Genomic DNA, 14,552 nt, shown 5'->3' with positions numbered 1-14,552 from the left:
ATGGCCGATGCCAAGGTCATCCCGTTCGGCGACGACCCCAGGGCGAGGCGGGCCCGGCCCCACCCGAAGCAGGCTCCCGCGGCCGGTGGGGGCGCGGCGAAGGAGCCCAAGGCGAAGCGGCCCCAGGGCCGCAACGGGGCCGCGCTCGCGCCCGTACCGGAGCAGCACGCGGCCCTGGAGGATGCGGCGGCGCAGTCCCTGGCGGGCTCGCGGGACGCGGCGCCGGAGCCGGGCGGCGGGGGCGGCTGGGACCGGCGGATCGCGGGCGGGCTTGCCTTCCTGCGGCGGCGGCTCACCGGGGACTACGAGGTCGACGAGTTCGGGTACGACGAGGAGCTCACCGACAAGGTCCTGATGTCGATGATCAGGCCGTTGTACGAGAAGTACTTCCGGGTCGAGGTCAAGGGTGTCGAGAACATCCCGTCGCAGGGCGGGGCGCTCATCGTCGCCAACCACTCGGGGACGCTGCCGCTGGACGGGCTGATGCTCCAGGCCGCGGTGCACAACAACCATCCGGCCGGGCGCCATCTGAGGCTGCTCGCGGCCGACTTGGTGTTCATGCTGCCGGTCGTCAACGAACTGGCGCGGAAGGCCGGGCACACGCTGGCCTGCGCGGAGGACGCGGAGGAGCTGCTGCGCCGGGGCGAGGTCGTCGGGGTGATGCCGGAGGGCTTCAAGGGGATCGGGAAGCCGTTCAGCGAGCGGTACAAGCTGCAGCGGTTCGGGCGGGGCGGGTTCGTCTCCACGGCGTTGCGCGCGGGGGCGCCGATCGTGCCCTGCTCGATCGTGGGGGCGGAGGAGATCTACCCCATGATCGGGAACGCGCGGACCGTGGCGCGGGTGCTGGGATTCCCGTACTTCCCGATCACGCCGACCTTCCCGTGGCTGGGGCCGTTGGGGGCCCTGCCGCTGCCGACGAAGTGGACGATTCAGTTTGGTGAGCCGATTCCCACGGCGGGATATCCGGCTGAGGCGGCCGAGGATCCGATGCTGATGTTCAACCTGACGGATCAGGTGCGGGAGCAGATCCAGCACACGCTGTACAAGCTGCTCGTGCAGCGGCGGTCGGTGTTCTTCTAGAGCGCCGAAGCGGCGGAACGGCGAAAAGGGGGTGGGTCCGGTCTCCACGGAGACCGGACCCACCCCCTTTCGGCTGACCAGCGGTTACGGCGCGTCCTGTCCGTCGATGCCCAGGCCCGGCAGGATGCCGGGGAGCAGCGGCGGGACGGTGACGTCCGGGACCGGTGGTGCGCTGTTGCGCTTCTCGTCGGAAGGCGGCGCCGACGGGGTGGTGTCGGCGGGCGGCGGGTCGAGCAGGTCGCCCGGGTTGCCGTCGAGCAGGCCGCCGTCGTCCCTGGGGGTGCTGTCGGGAGCCGTGGGGGTGTCCGGCTTGCGCTCGTTGCCCGTACGTCCGCCCGATGAGGTGGTGCTGGAGGGCGCGGGGCGGTCCGTGTCCGGTGTGCCCGTACGGTCCTGGGTGGAGCCGGGACGCGGGGGTGGCCGCTTGGGCTCCGGGGTGGCGGGGAGCAGGGATTCGAGCGGTGCGACTTCTTCGTCTATGGCGGCGAAGACCGAGCTCACTTGTTTGCCGACGTCCGCCAGCTGCACCGGCAGCCGGTCGCGCAGGCTGCTCCAGGCCTCGCGGTGGGAGGCGGCGAACGACGACAGGGTCTGCATCGAGCCGATCGAGCCGTCACGTGCGTATGCCCTGCTGAGCAGACGGTGGCCCTCGCCCGCGTCGTGGGTCATTCCGCTCAGCGTGCGTCTGACCTCGCCGAGCTGTTCGTGGTCCAGGTCGGCGACCCGGCCACGCTCCATGAGGCGGCGGGCCTCCTGGAGGCGGGTCGACGCCTGGTCGAGGTAGAGCTCGCCGCGGTCGGCGTCGTCGCCGGCCATGCCGAGCTTCACGTCTTCCATGCCGCGCTTCAGCCCGTACAGCGAATCACCTGGCAGGGCGTCGGAACTCGCAGCGGCCACTCCGCTGAAGGCTCCTGCGGCCACGCCGACGGTGAGCCCGCCCGCAGCGATGCCCTTCGACCAGCGGGAGCGCGGGCGCAGCTTCCGGAGCGGGGATGCCCGGTGGGCGCCCCTGCCGGTCCGCTGCTCGGGCACCGTAGGGCCCGCCGGGGCGCCGTTGTCGGCGACCATGGCTTCCATTGCGGCGATGAGCTGGGCCCGCTGGACGACTTTGACCTCGGGGTCCAACTCCGGTGACGGCAGCTCGCCGAGACCGTTCGCCAGGGCCAGGAGCCTTGTCGACTCCGGCCCTTCGGCCGTTTCTTCGGGCTGATCTGCCGCCGTGCCCTGGGGCGTCTGCGCCTCCAGAGCCTGGGCGAAGGCGTTCGCCCGCCGGTGCGCCGATACGTTCGCGATCACGGGCGGCACCTCCTCTCGTCATGACGATCGACTCCCCTGGGGGTCCGGAAGGTTGCACGCCATGAACACGTCCACACGATCGAGTGAGTGGCTGTGGGCATGACGTGACCGCAGGGAGCCTGCATCCCGCACAACGAGCGGCGCGGCACTTGGGTTACGCGCGAAGGATGATCGGACCACAACGTCATGGAGGCGTTACGGAAGGTGAGTCGGAGCCGCCTGTGCGCGGTGGCCGGCCGGTCAGCGGGCATCGTCGGGCAGGAGTCTGGCCAGCGTGCGTACGGCCCGGTACTGCAGGGTCTTGATCGCGCCTTCGTTCTTGCCCATCGCGCGGGCCGTCTCGGCGACCGAGAGCCCTTGCAGGAAGCGCAGGGTCACGCACTCCTGCTGCTGCGGGTTGAGCTTGCGGACCGCTTCCAGCAGCGCCGCGTTGGAGAGGGATTCGAGGACGGAGTCCTCCGGGCTGCGCTCGACCTCGTTGGCGTCGAGCATTTCGCCGGTGGTCACTTCGAGACGGAATCGACTCGATTTGAAGTGGTCGGCGACCAGGTTGCGCGCGATAGTGACCAGCCAGGCGCCGAAATCGCGTCCCTGCCAGGTGAAGGTGGAGATGCGGCGCAGCGCGCGCAGAAACGTCTCGCTCGTCAGGTCCTCCGCGGTCGCCTTCCCTCCGACGCGGTAGTAGATGTAGCGGTAGACCGTGTCGCTGTACTGGTCGTAGAGGCGGCCGAACGCATCGGCCTCGCCGGCCTGGGCGCGTTCGACGAGGTCCATCATGCGTGCGCTGTCGCTGTCGGCGCTGGGCCGGCGGTGGGTGGACGTGCCGGTGGCCGAGCCGGCGCCGCGGCTGCGTCTGGCGACCGCCGCACCGCCGTCGGCCAGGGCGTAGCAGGGGCCGACAAGTGCAGGGGTGGCGAGGGCGGGGACGGCGTACGCGGTGGGGACGAAGCCGCGCAAGCGGTCCACGACCGTTGCGCGCAGCGTAGCCAGGCCCGAGGCGTCAACCCCGACGTGTGGGTACACGGGACTCCCAGAGGCAGAGCTTCCAACACGTTCAGTGCTAGACCGGTCACTCGTCGTGCTGACGGGTGGGGTCCGGTATGCGTCTGAGGAGAATAACGCTTCGTACAGGCAGCGCTACACCCAGTTGCTTAAATCACCGATTCCGTCGCTTCTGTTACGTCTATGCGGCGAATCAAGTCGCACATTGTGACCACTTGTTGATCGAATTGCTTCGTAATCTGCGTGATTGCTGGATGCGTTGTGTACGAGTGAGGTTGCCCGGACTGGCCGGAGCGCGGGCGGGGTAGAACCCCGGGTTCCCGGTATCGCCCGGGGGTGTCCGGGCGGGTGTCCGCGCGGGGAGGCCGTCAGCGGCGGCGGCGGTGCAGGGCCATCGCGGCCGCGGTGCCGCCGGCGATGGCGCCGACTCCGGCGGCCGCCGGGATGCCGACCTTCGCCGCCTTGCGGCCGGTCCGGTAGTCGCGCAGCCGCCATTCGCGGGCCGTGGCGTACTTCCGGAGCTTCGCGTCGGGGTTGATCGCGTACGGATGGCCGACCAGCGAGAGCATCGGGATGTCGTTGTGCGAGTCGCTGTACGCCGCGCAGCGGTCCAGCTCCAGCCCCTCGACGGTGGCCAGGGCGCGCACCGCCTCCGCCTTCGCGGGGCCGTGCAGGGGCTCGCCGACGAGCTTGCCCGTATATACGCCGGCCACGGACTCCGCGACCGTGCCCAGCGCGCCGGTCAGGCCGAGCCGGCGGGCGATGATCGTCGCGGTCTCCACCGGGGCGGCGGTCACCAGCCACACCTTCTGTCCGGCGTCGAGATGGGCCTGGGCCAGGGCCTGGGTGCCCGGCCAGATGCGCTCGGCCATGTACTCGTCATAGATCTCCTCGCCGATGGACATCAGCTCGGAGACGCGGTGGCCCTTGACGATCGACAGCGCGCTGTCCCGGGCGTCCTGCATGTGCTCGGGGTCCTCGACCCCGGCCAGCCGGAACCACGTCTGCTGCCAGGCGAACCGGGCCAGCTCATGGCGCTGGAAGAACTTCCGCTTGTACAGGCCGCGGCCGAAGTGGAAGATCGCGGCGCCCTGCATCACGGTGTTGTCGAGATCGAAGAAGGCGGCGGCCCTGACGTCGCCGACCACAGGGAACGCGGGCCCCCCTGGCGCGGGCCCGCCGGGCCGTGCCGCCTCGAGTTCCTCCAGCTGCTGCTGCGCCAGCGACGTCGTGCGTGCTGCCTCGGCTGCTGCCTCTCCCGCCAGCACGCTGCGCGCGGTCGCGGAGCGCCTACGAGGGGTGAGCCATCCCAGTGCGGCCATGTCGTGAGCATAGCCAGTCTGTTCGGCCCCGCCCGACCCGGCGGGATGCCGCGGCGTGAACTCTGACGGGCGCGGGAGTCACGGGGGCGAAAGGGGCGGGCGCCGCCCGGGACAGAATGGCGGCATGAGCCCCTTGCTGCGACGTACCAGGCCGAAGCCCGACGAGCGATTGGTCACGCTGGTCGGGAAACCGGGCTGCCATCTGTGCGACGACGCCCGCGCGGTGGTCAGTGAGGTGTGCGGGGCGCTCGGGGTGCCCTGGGAGGAGAAGGACATCACGCGGGACGAGGAGCTGAACCGGGCCTACTGGGAGCAGATTCCGGTGGTGCTGGTCGACGGCGAACAGCACACCTTCTGGCGGGTGGACGCCGCGAGACTGCGCAAGGTGCTCGGCGGCTGACCGAATCCGGCTACCATCATGGGCGATTTGGAGCGCCCGCCCCCCATTTGCCGGGCATTCTGAAATCTCGGGGGCGTGGACGTGAGGAGTGTGTGCGGCTTTGCCCCCGAAAGATCTTCAACGAGGCGGCCTGGTGCTCGGTTCCGGTGTCGGGCGAGATGTCTGCGTGACCCCGGTCACTTTGGACGGACAAAACGGACACCATCTTTGTGCACGCGTTCACAAAGGCATAGCCTGCAGGGGACGGGGCGGTCCTGGGACATACGGCCGCCTGCAGCCCCGCTCATCCCGCAGGAGCACCGTGGCAACTGGCCGAAATCACCGACCGGCGACCCGTAGCCGAGGCATTCCCGAGGCCACGGTTGCCCGCCTTCCGCTGTATCTGCGTGCCCTGACCGCGCTCTCCGAGCGCTCGGTCCCCACGGTCTCCTCCGAGGAACTGGCCGCGGCCGCCGGGGTCAACTCCGCGAAGCTGCGCAAGGACTTCTCCTACCTCGGTTCCTACGGGACCAGGGGCGTCGGGTACGACGTCGAGTACCTCGTCTACCAGATCTCCCGCGAGCTCGGGCTGACCCAGGACTGGCCGGTCGTCATCGTCGGCATCGGCAACCTCGGCGCCGCGCTCGCCAACTACGGCGGGTTCGCCTCCCGCGGTTTCCGGGTGGCCGCGCTGATAGACGCCGACCCCGCGATGGCCGGAAAGCCGGTTGCCGGGATGCCCGTGCAGCACACCGATGATCTTGAGAAGATCATCGACGACAACGGCGTGCACATCGGTGTCATCGCCACTCCCGCCGGCGCCGCCCAGCAGGTCAGCGAGCGGCTCATCGCCGCCGGCGTGACCTCGATCCTGAACTTCGCGCCGACCGTGCTGTCTGTGCCGGAAGGGGTCGACGTGCGCAAGGTCGACCTCTCCATCGAGCTGCAGATCCTCGCCTTCCACGAGCAGCGCAAGGCCGGCGAAGACGCCGCCGCCTCCGCGGCCGCCGACGTGGCGGCGCCGCCGCTGCGCGCCGGAACGGCCGCGAGCAGGAAGGGACCCGACGGGGATGTCCCCGCCGTGATGCCGGCATGAGCCTTCTGGTCGTCGGGCTGAGCCACCGCAGCGCCCCCGTCAGCGTGCTGGAGCGGGCGTCGCTGGCCGCCGAAACGCAGGCGAAGCTGCTCCAGGACACGCTCGCCTCGGAGCCCGCGGTCGAGGCCGCCGTACTCGCCACGTGCAACCGCATCGAGCTGTACGCCGACGTGGACAAGTTCCACGCCGGTGTCGCCGAGCTGTCCACGCTGCTGGCGCAGCACAGTGGCGTGGGGCTCGAAGAGCTCACCCCTTATCTCTATGTGCACTACGAGGACCGGGCCGTTCACCACCTGTTCTCGGTGGCGTGCGGGCTGGACTCGATGGTCGTCGGCGAGGGGCAGATCCTCGGCCAGATCAAGGACGCGCTCGCGCTGGGGCAGGAACTGCACACCGCGGGCCGGCTCATCAACGACCTCTTCCAGCAGGCGCTGCGCGTCGGCAAGCGGGCGCACTCCGAGACCGGCATCGACCGGGCCGGGCAGTCGCTCGTCACCTTCGGCCTCGAACAGCTCGCCGCCGGTGCTCCGGTCGCCGCCTGGGCGGCGGGCAAGCGGACGCTGGTGATCGGCGCCGGCTCCATGTCCTCGCTGGCCGCGGCCACGCTCGTACGTACCGGGGTGGCCGAGGTCGTCGTCGCGAACCGCACGCAGGCGCGCGCGGAGCGGCTGGCGGAGATCCTGAACCTGGCCGGCGGCGCCGCACGCGCCGTACCGATGGCCGAGGTGGCCCGCGAGCTGACACGAGTCGACGTCGTCGTCTCCTGCACCGGCGCGACCGGCCTGGTCCTCACCGCGGAGCAGGTCGCCGGGGCGCTCGGCCTGGGCCTGGACCTGGCGGAGCCCCCGGCTCCGCAGGGTCCGGGTACGGCCGGCGCGGCGGCTGCCGTGCCCGGAGCCCGGCAGGCCGAGTCCGTCGACGCGGAGTCGGTGGAGCAGCACGGCGCCTGGGCCGATATCGGTGCCTGGGCCGAGGCGAGCGCCGCAGCCGGCGCCGTCGTGCAGGGGCAGGGGCGCAACCGTGAGCAGGGCGGCGCACGTCCCGGCGCACCGGTGCGGCTCGCGCTCCTCGACCTCGCGATGCCCCGCGATATCGACGGCGCGGTGCACCGCCTCGACGGCATACGCCTCGTGGACATCGAGTCGCTCGCGGAAGCCTCCGCCGACGCTCCGATGGCCGCCGACGTGGACCGGGTACGGACCATCGTGTCCGACGAGGTGGCCGCCTTCGGCGCCGCCCAGCGGGCCGCACAGATCACGCCGACCGTCGTCGCCCTGCGCAGCATGGCCGCCGACGTGGTGACCAACGAGGTCACCCGGCTCGAAGGCCGGCTCCCCGGACTGAACGACAAACAGCGCGCGGAGATCACGCAGACCGTGCGCCGCGTCGTCGACAAGCTCCTGCACGCGCCCACCGTGCGGGTCAAGCAGCTCGCGGGCGAGCCCGGCGGCGCCGGGTACGCCGACGCGCTGCGTGAACTCTTCGACCTCGACCCGCAGACGGTCGCCGCCGTCAGCAGGGCCGACCTGAACGACACCGCCGACGGTGGGAATAGAGGGCGGGCATGACGAATGCCTTGGGCAACAACACTGGGCTGAACACCACAGCCGCGAGCACCACAGCCGCGAGCACCACCGCCTTGAAGCTGGGCACCCGGCGCAGCAAGCTCGCCATGGCCCAGTCCGGCCAGGTGGCCGACGCGGTGCGCCGGATCACGGGGCGGCCCGTCGAACTGGTGGAGATCACGACGTACGGCGACACCTCGCGCGAGCACCTCGCGCAGATCGGTGGCACGGGCGTCTTCGTCACCGCGCTGCGCGACGCGCTGCTGAGGGGCGAGGTGGACTTCGCCGTCCACTCGCTCAAGGATCTTCCGACCTCCCAGCCGGACGACCTGACGCTGGCCGCCGTGCCGAAGCGGGAGGATCCGCGTGACGTGCTCGTCGCACGCGACGGCCTCACTTTCGCCGAGCTGCCCCCCGGGTCCCGGGTGGGCACCGGCTCGCCGCGCCGCATGGCGCAGCTCAACGCGTACGCGCGCGTCCACGGACTCGACATCGAGATGGTGCCGATCCGCGGCAACATCGACACGCGTGTCGGATATGTACGGAGCGGGGAACTGGATGCGGTGGTCCTGGCCGCCGCCGGCCTCAACCGCATCGGCAGGACCGAGGAAGTGACCGAGTTCCTCGCGGTCGACCTGGTCCTGCCCGCCCCCGGTCAGGGGGCCCTGGCAGTGGAGTGCGCCGCCACGAGCGTCGACCTCGCCGCCGCGCTCGCCGAGCTCGACGACCCGCACACGCGGGCCGCCGTGACCGCCGAGCGATCCCTGCTCGCCGCCCTGGAGGCCGGCTGCAGCGCACCTGTGGGTGCACTGGCCGACCTGCTGGCCGACGGACAGGTTGTCAAAGAAATGCGCCTGCGCGGCGTCGTCGGTACCACCGACGGCTCCGAGCTGGTGCAGCTGTCCACCACCGGTCCCGTACCCACGTCGCACAACGACGCGATGACTCTCGGACGCGAACTCGCCTCCGAGATGCTCGCGAAGGGTGCGGCCGGTCTTATGGGGGAGCGAGCACAATGAGCCCCACCACCTCTGTACCTTCGGCGTTCTCCGCACTCGGGCACGTCACCTTCCTCGGCGCCGGACCCGGTGATCCCGGTCTGCTGACGCTGCGCGCCGTCGAGGCGCTCGCGAGCGCGGACGTGCTGGTCGCCGAGCCGCCCGTGCTCGACGTCGTACGCTCGCATGCGGCGGCGGGCGTGAGCACGCCGCAGCTGACGGTTGTTGACGATGCGTCAACTGCCGCCGGTATCCCCGCGATCCGGGACGCTCTCAATCTTGTCATGGAGGCCGCGAGGGGCGGCAGGCGGGTCGTCCGTGCGGTCGCAGGAGACCCCGGACTCGACGGCAACGCGGGCGACGAGATGCTCGCCTGCGCCGCCGAGGGCATCCCCTTCGAGGTCGTGCCCGGCGTCGCGTCGGCCGTCGGCGTACCGGCGTACGCCGGTGTGCCGCTGCGCGACGGGCGGGGCGCCGATGTCCGCTTCGTGGACGCCCGCACCGCCGACGACCGCTGCTGGTCGGAGCTCGGCCAGAGCGACGCCACGGCCGTGGTCTCCACGACGCTGGAGTCCGTCGCGGCGGCGGCGAGCGAGCTGGTCTCGGCCGGCCGCAAGCCGGACACCCCGATGTCCGTCACGGTCGCCGGTACGACGACCCGCCAGCGCACCTGGAACGCGACGCTCGGCACAGTCGCCCAGGTTCTCAAGCAGGCGAAGGTGCTGCCGTCGCCGGAGGGCCACCAGCCCGTCATAGCCGTGGTCGGCGAGCGCAGCGCCGCTGCTCGGCGTGAGCAGTTGTCGTGGTTCGAGTCGAAGCCGCTCTTCGGGTGGCGGGTGCTGGTTCCGCGGACGAAGGAGCAGGCGGCGTCGCTCTCCGACCAGCTCAGATCGTACGGCGCGGTGCCGCACGAGGTTCCGACGATCGCCGTGGAGCCGCCCCGCACGCCGCAGCAGATGGAGCGGGCGGTCAAGGGGCTCGTCACCGGCCGCTACGAATGGATCGCTTTCACGAGCGTGAACGCCGTGAAGGCCGTCCGGGAGAAGTTCGAGGAGTACGGGCTCGACGCGCGCGCCTTCGCGGGCATCAAGGTCGCCGCGGTGGGCGAGCAGACGGCGGCGTCGCTGGTGGAGTTCGGCGTGAAGCCGGACCTCGTACCGAGCGGCGAGCAGTCGGCGGCCGGGCTGCTGGAGGACTGGCCGCCGTACGACCCGGTCTTCGACCCGATCGACCGGGTCTTCCTGCCGCGCGCCGACATCGCCACGGAGACGCTGGTCGCCGGGCTGATCGAGCTGGGCTGGGAGGTCGACGACGTCACGGCATACCGGACCGTACGGGCGTCGCCGCCGCCGGCGGACACGCGGGAGGCGATCAAGGGTGGCGGTTTCGACGCGGTGCTGTTCACGTCGTCGAGCACGGTCCGGAATCTGGTCGGGATCGCGGGCAAGCCGCACAACGTGACGGTGATCGCCTGCATCGGCCCCGCGACGGCCAAGACGGCGGAGGAGCACGGCCTGCGGGTCGACGTTCTCTCGCCGGAGCCGTCGGTGCACAAGCTGGCGGAGGCGCTGGCGGAGTTCGGCGCGCAGCGCCGGCGCTCGGCGCTCGCGGCGGGCGAGCACGTGACACGGCCGAGCGAGCGCCGGCCGGGGGCGCGACGGCGGCGGACCACCACTTAGGCGACCTGCATAGGGACGGCGGGGGCGGGGGCGGGGCGTAAAGCTCCGCCCCCGTTCGCATGCGCGGCGGGCGGACGCGGGTGCCGGCGCGCGGGCCGACGGGGGTGCCGACGGGGTGCCGGTAAAAGGGGTCCTCGGGGCGGCGTAGCGTATTTGGTATGACTGTGTATGGATCCTTCCCCGGGGCCCGGCCCCGCCGGCTGCGTACCACCCCCGCCATGCGCCGCATGGTCGCCGAGACCCGGCTGCATCCGGCTGATCTGATCCTTCCGGCGTTCGTAAGGGAAGGCATCGGCGCGCCCGTGGCCATCGAGGCCATGCCGGGCGTACAGCAGCACACGCTCGACACCCTGCGTAAGGCGGCCGTCGAGGCGGTCGACGCGGGTGTCGCGGGGATCATGCTGTTCGGCGTGCCCGAGGAGGAGAAGAAGGACGCCGTCGGCACGGCCGGCACCGACCCGGACGGCATCCTGCAGGTCGCGCTGCGGGCGGTGCGGGCCGAGGTCGGCGACGACCTGGTGATCATGTCCGACTTGTGCCTGGACGAGTACACCGACCACGGCCACTGCGGTGTGCTGGACGGCGACGGGCGCGTGGACAACGACGCGACGCTGGAGCGGTACGCCGAGATGGCGCAGGTCCAGGCGGACGCGGGCGCGCACGTGGTCGGTCCGAGCGGGATGATGGACGGCCAGGTCGGCGTCATCCGCGATGCGCTGGACACGATCGGCAAGGAGGACGTGTCGGTGCTGGCCTACACGGCCAAGTACTCGTCCGCCTTCTACGGCCCCTTCCGCGAGGCCGTCGGTTCGTCGCTGACCGGCGACCGCAAGACGTACCAGCAGGACCCGGCGAACCTGCGCGAGTCCATGCGCGAGCTGGCGCTCGACCTGGAGCAGGGCGCCGACATGGTGATGGTCAAGCCGGCGGGACCGTACCTGGACGTGCTGGCGAAGGTCGCGGAGGCGGCGGACGTACCGGTGGCGGCGTACCAGATCAGTGGCGAGTACGCGATGATCGAGGCGGCGGCGCAGCGGGGCTGGATCGACCGCGAGAAGGCGATCCTGGAGTCGCTGGTGGGCATCAAGCGGGCCGGCGCGAACATGATCCTCACCTACTGGGCGACGGAGGTCGCGCGGGGGTTGTGACGCGCCGCCGGGGGATGGCCCGGCTGCCAACGGGATAGCCCACGGATAGCCTCTTCGCCCATGACAACTGATCCCATACAGTCGCCTGTCCCGGTGATCTGCGGCTGCGGAAGCGCCGACGTGCGGACGGTCGCCCAGGCACGTACCGGCAAGGGCGCCACGCGCAAGGACCTGTCCACCCGGCTGGCGAAGGGGCCCGAGAAGAGCGGCGACGGGTGTCTGCACTTCATCGAGGGCCTGGTCATCAGCCTGGGGACGGCGGTGCCCTCGCGTACATGGGGATGGAGCAGGGCAAGCCGCTCCACACCCTTGGGGGCGCGGTCCTCGCGGTGCTGGCCTTCGCGGCAACCATCGCCGTCGTCCGCGGCGACAGCCGGGAGAAGGCCGCCGAGCAGGCCGGTCAACCGCGCGCCGATCAGCTGTGGCTCCCGGCGCACTACTGCGTGGCCTGCGAGGTGGTGTTCTGTCCGGCCGGTGGACCGTGGCTGGGACGGCTGACGGTCGAGCAGTTCAAGGAGATGCTGTGGACCGAGGCAGGCTACGCCGACCAACTCGCCCCCGGAGACAAAGCGAAGGACGCTGTGCTGCCGGGATGGTTCGTCATCGAGCGGTAGTGGTTGTTGCTGGTCGCGGCGTTGGCCGATGGGTGGGGGGTCGGGGAGCGGGATCCCGGGAAGATCGTGTGGTGCGAGTTCGCCGCTGGTTCCTGAGCGGCTCCACCGGCCGCGCGAGCCCGTCCGCTCCGTGACCCTGGGAGTGCGGTGGCGATCAGTGGTCCGGCGGCGCACTCTGGGAGTGAGAGCGCTGGAGGTGATCTGCCATGCAGACACTCGTCGGATGGCACGTCGAGATGGAGTTCCGCGAGGACCACGGCAGGACGAGGGCGGCCGCGATGGTGCGGCTCGGCGACGGCACGGAGTACCGGGGGCACGGGTACGCCAGCCGGCACCCGTCCGACGCGGAGCAGTTGCGGGTCGGTGAGGAGATCGCGGGCGCGCGGGCGCTCATGGACCTGTCGTCGCAGCTGTTGCGGAAGGCGCACGGCGAGATCGACGAGGCGGCCGGCCGTCCGTCGTACCCGCTGACCTAGCGGCTGGCCGGGCACGACGGACGAAACGTAACCGCGTGATCAGAGGCGCTCGGGCGTGCGGATGCCCAACAGCGCCATGCCCTGGTGCAGGGTGCGGGCTGTCAGGTCGCAGAGGAAGAGGCGGTTCTCGGCGACTTCGGGGGCCGGCTTGGGCTTGATGACCGGGCACTGGTCGTAGAACGTCGTGTAGCGGGACGCCAGTTGGTAGAGGTACGCCGCCAGCTTGTGCGGCTCGTACGACGTGGCCACCTCCGCCAGCGTCTCCCCGAACTGGTCCAGATGCAGGCCCAGGGCGCGTTCTGCCGGGGCCAGTTCGAGCTCAGGGTGGGCCGTCGGCCTGCGCTCGCCGGCCATGCGGAGGATCGACTGGATACGGGCGTACGCGTACTGGAGGTAGACCGAGGTGTCGCCGTGCAAGGAGACCATCTGGTCGAGGTCGAACTTGTAGTCGCGGGACGCGGATGTCGACAGGTCGGCGTACTTGATCGCGCCGATGCCGACCTGCGTGCCCCGCTCGGCGATCTCCTCGTCGGTCAGCTCACCCCTGGTGTCCTTCTCCCGTACGACGACCGACGCGCGGTCGGTCGCCTCGTCGAGGAGGTCGACCAGCCGCACCGTCTCGCCCTCACGGGTCTTGAACGGCTTGCCGTCCTTGCCGAGGACCGTGCCGAAGGCGAGCTGCACGGCGTGCACCTCGTCGTTCAGCCAGCCGGCCCGGCGGGCGGTCTCGAAGACCATCTTGAAGTGCAGGGCCTGGCGGGCGTCCACGACGTACACCAGCGTGTTCGCGCCGAGCTTCTGCACGCGGTCGCGGATCGCGGAGAGGTCGGTGGCCGCGTAGCCGTAGCCGCCGTTCGACTTCTTGACGATCAGCGGGGACGGTTTGCCGTCCGGGCCCAACACGTCGTCGAAGAACACGCACAGCGCGCCGTCGGAGCGGACGGCTACGCCCGACTCCTCCAGGATGCGGCAGGTCTCTTCGAGCATGGCGTTGTAGGCGGACTCGCCGACGATGTCCGCGTCCTTGATCTCCATGTCGAGCTTGTCGAACACCGAGAAGAAGTAGACCTTCGACTCGTCGACGAACCGCTGCCACAGCGCGAGGGTTTCCGGCTCCCCCGCCTGGAGAGCCACCACGCGGTCCCGCGAGCGGGCCTTGAAGTCCTCGTCGGTTTCGAAGACGACCCGGGAAGCCTTGTAGAGGCGGTTGAGGGAGGACATGGCGGCCTCGCCGTCCTCAGCGGCTGCCGCGTTGTGGTCCAGCTCGTGCGGGTGCTCGTTCAGGTACTGGATGAGCATGCCGAACTGGGTGCCCCAGTCGCCGATGTGGTGGCGGCGTACGACCTTCTCGCCCGCGAACTCCAGGATCTCGACCATCGCGGCGCCGATCACGGCGGAGCGGAGGTGGCCTACGTGCATCTCCTTGGCGACGTTCGGCTGCGCGTAGTCGATCACCGTGGTGCCGGGCTGCTCGGCCCGCGGCACGCCGAGACGGCCGTCGGCGTCTGCCGCGCGGGCGGCGAGGGTCTCGATGATCGCCCGGTCGGTGAGCGTGATGTTCAGGAAGCCGGGGCCCGAGACCTCGACCTCCTTGATCACCTGCTCGTCGCCGGCGGGCAGCGCGGCGACGACCTGGGTGGCCAGCTCGCGCGGGTTGGCCTTGGCCTGCTTGGCGAGCGCCAGGATCCCGTTCGCCTGGAAGTCGGCCCGGTCGCTTCGTCGCAGCAGCGGGTCGGCGGCGCCGGCGTCCGGCAGGGCTGCCGACAGGGCCTGCGCGACGCGCTGATTGACGGTCGAAGCGAGGGAATGGACCGAGGCCATGAGCTGCCGTTCCTGTTGAGAGGAAAGTTGAAGGTGCAGCCGAGTATTTCATGTGGGGTGGGGGCGGGGCGTCCTG

13 protein-coding genes and 1 pseudogene are annotated in these 14,552 nt (G+C 70.8%); 10 read left to right on the top strand and 4 right to left on the bottom strand.

The annotated features are described in order from the left end of the window. Entirely contained in the window at positions 1-1,080 is a 1,080-nt protein-coding gene (locus tag ACU6WZ_RS11685) for a lysophospholipid acyltransferase family protein (RefSeq protein WP_447033167.1), read from the top strand. Between the two features lie 84 nt (positions 1,081-1,164). Here ACU6WZ_RS11685 and ACU6WZ_RS11680 read toward each other — a convergent pair whose 3' ends face one another. The 3 genes from ACU6WZ_RS11680 to ACU6WZ_RS11670 form a co-directional block, all read right to left on the bottom strand. Next, positions 1,165-2,376, bottom strand: coding sequence for a DUF5667 domain-containing protein (locus tag ACU6WZ_RS11680; protein ID WP_447033165.1), 1,212 nt, complete (start codon positions 2,374-2,376; stop codon positions 1,165-1,167). A gap of 240 nt (positions 2,377-2,616) precedes the next feature. Then, positions 2,617-3,399 (bottom strand): ECF subfamily RNA polymerase sigma factor, BldN family, encoded by a 783-nt coding sequence (locus tag ACU6WZ_RS11675; RefSeq protein WP_447033163.1) that lies wholly within the window; start codon positions 3,397-3,399, stop codon positions 2,617-2,619. Positions 3,400-3,746: 347 nt separating this feature from the next. Then, a complete protein-coding gene (locus ACU6WZ_RS11670; protein WP_447033162.1) occupies positions 3,747-4,700 on the bottom strand; it encodes an HAD family hydrolase in 954 nt (317 codons plus the stop codon). 124 nt (positions 4,701-4,824) lie between these two features. Here ACU6WZ_RS11670 and ACU6WZ_RS11665 point away from each other — a divergent pair, with 124 nt between their 5' ends. From ACU6WZ_RS11665 to ACU6WZ_RS11625, 9 genes and pseudogenes are all read left to right on the top strand, one after another. Next, a complete protein-coding gene (locus tag ACU6WZ_RS11665) occupies positions 4,825-5,100 on the top strand; it encodes a glutaredoxin family protein (protein WP_447033161.1) in 276 nt (91 codons plus the stop codon). A gap of 301 nt (positions 5,101-5,401) precedes the next feature. Further along, positions 5,402-6,175 (top strand): redox-sensing transcriptional repressor Rex, encoded by a 774-nt coding sequence (locus ACU6WZ_RS11660; protein WP_447033159.1) that lies wholly within the window; start codon positions 5,402-5,404, stop codon positions 6,173-6,175. Continuing rightward, a complete protein-coding gene (locus ACU6WZ_RS11655) occupies positions 6,172-7,743 on the top strand; it encodes a glutamyl-tRNA reductase (protein ID WP_447033157.1) in 1,572 nt (523 codons plus the stop codon). Before ACU6WZ_RS11660 ends, ACU6WZ_RS11655 begins: the two co-directional genes overlap by 4 nt. A 104-nt stretch (positions 7,744-7,847) precedes the next feature. Next, a complete protein-coding gene (gene hemC, locus ACU6WZ_RS11650) occupies positions 7,848-8,759 on the top strand; it encodes a hydroxymethylbilane synthase (protein WP_447033997.1) in 912 nt (303 codons plus the stop codon). Next, positions 8,756-10,417, top strand: a complete 1,662-nt coding sequence (locus ACU6WZ_RS11645; protein WP_447033156.1) for a bifunctional uroporphyrinogen-III C-methyltransferase/uroporphyrinogen-III synthase — start codon at positions 8,756-8,758, stop codon at positions 10,415-10,417. The genes hemC and ACU6WZ_RS11645 overlap by 4 nt, the downstream gene beginning before the upstream one ends. 158 nt (positions 10,418-10,575) lie before the next feature. Next, complete coding sequence (hemB, locus tag ACU6WZ_RS11640) at positions 10,576-11,565, top strand: porphobilinogen synthase (RefSeq protein WP_447033154.1); 990 nt, start codon at positions 10,576-10,578, stop codon at positions 11,563-11,565. Between the two features lie 275 nt (positions 11,566-11,840). Continuing rightward, positions 11,841-12,179 (top strand): hypothetical protein, encoded by a 339-nt coding sequence (locus ACU6WZ_RS11635; RefSeq protein WP_447033152.1) that lies wholly within the window; start codon positions 11,841-11,843, stop codon positions 12,177-12,179. 3 nt (positions 12,180-12,182) lie between these two features. Next, positions 12,183-12,275: pseudogene (locus ACU6WZ_RS11630) on the top strand (ATP-binding protein); the annotation flags it as partial. Positions 12,276-12,385: 110 nt separating this feature from the next. Then, on the top strand, positions 12,386-12,655 hold the full coding sequence (locus ACU6WZ_RS11625; RefSeq protein ID WP_447033150.1) for a DUF1876 domain-containing protein: 270 nt from the start codon (positions 12,386-12,388) through the stop codon (positions 12,653-12,655). A 39-nt stretch (positions 12,656-12,694) separates the two neighbouring features. Here the strand turns inward: ACU6WZ_RS11625 and argS are convergent, their stop codons facing one another. Then, on the bottom strand, positions 12,695-14,476 hold the full coding sequence (argS, locus tag ACU6WZ_RS11620; protein WP_447033148.1) for an arginine--tRNA ligase: 1,782 nt from the start codon (positions 14,474-14,476) through the stop codon (positions 12,695-12,697). Positions 14,477-14,552 lie beyond the last annotated feature (76 nt).

This window comes from Streptomyces hypolithicus, from assembly GCF_052934925.1.
Note: the sequence above shows the minus strand (reverse complement) of the source record. Positions and strands in the feature narration are given on the sequence as shown.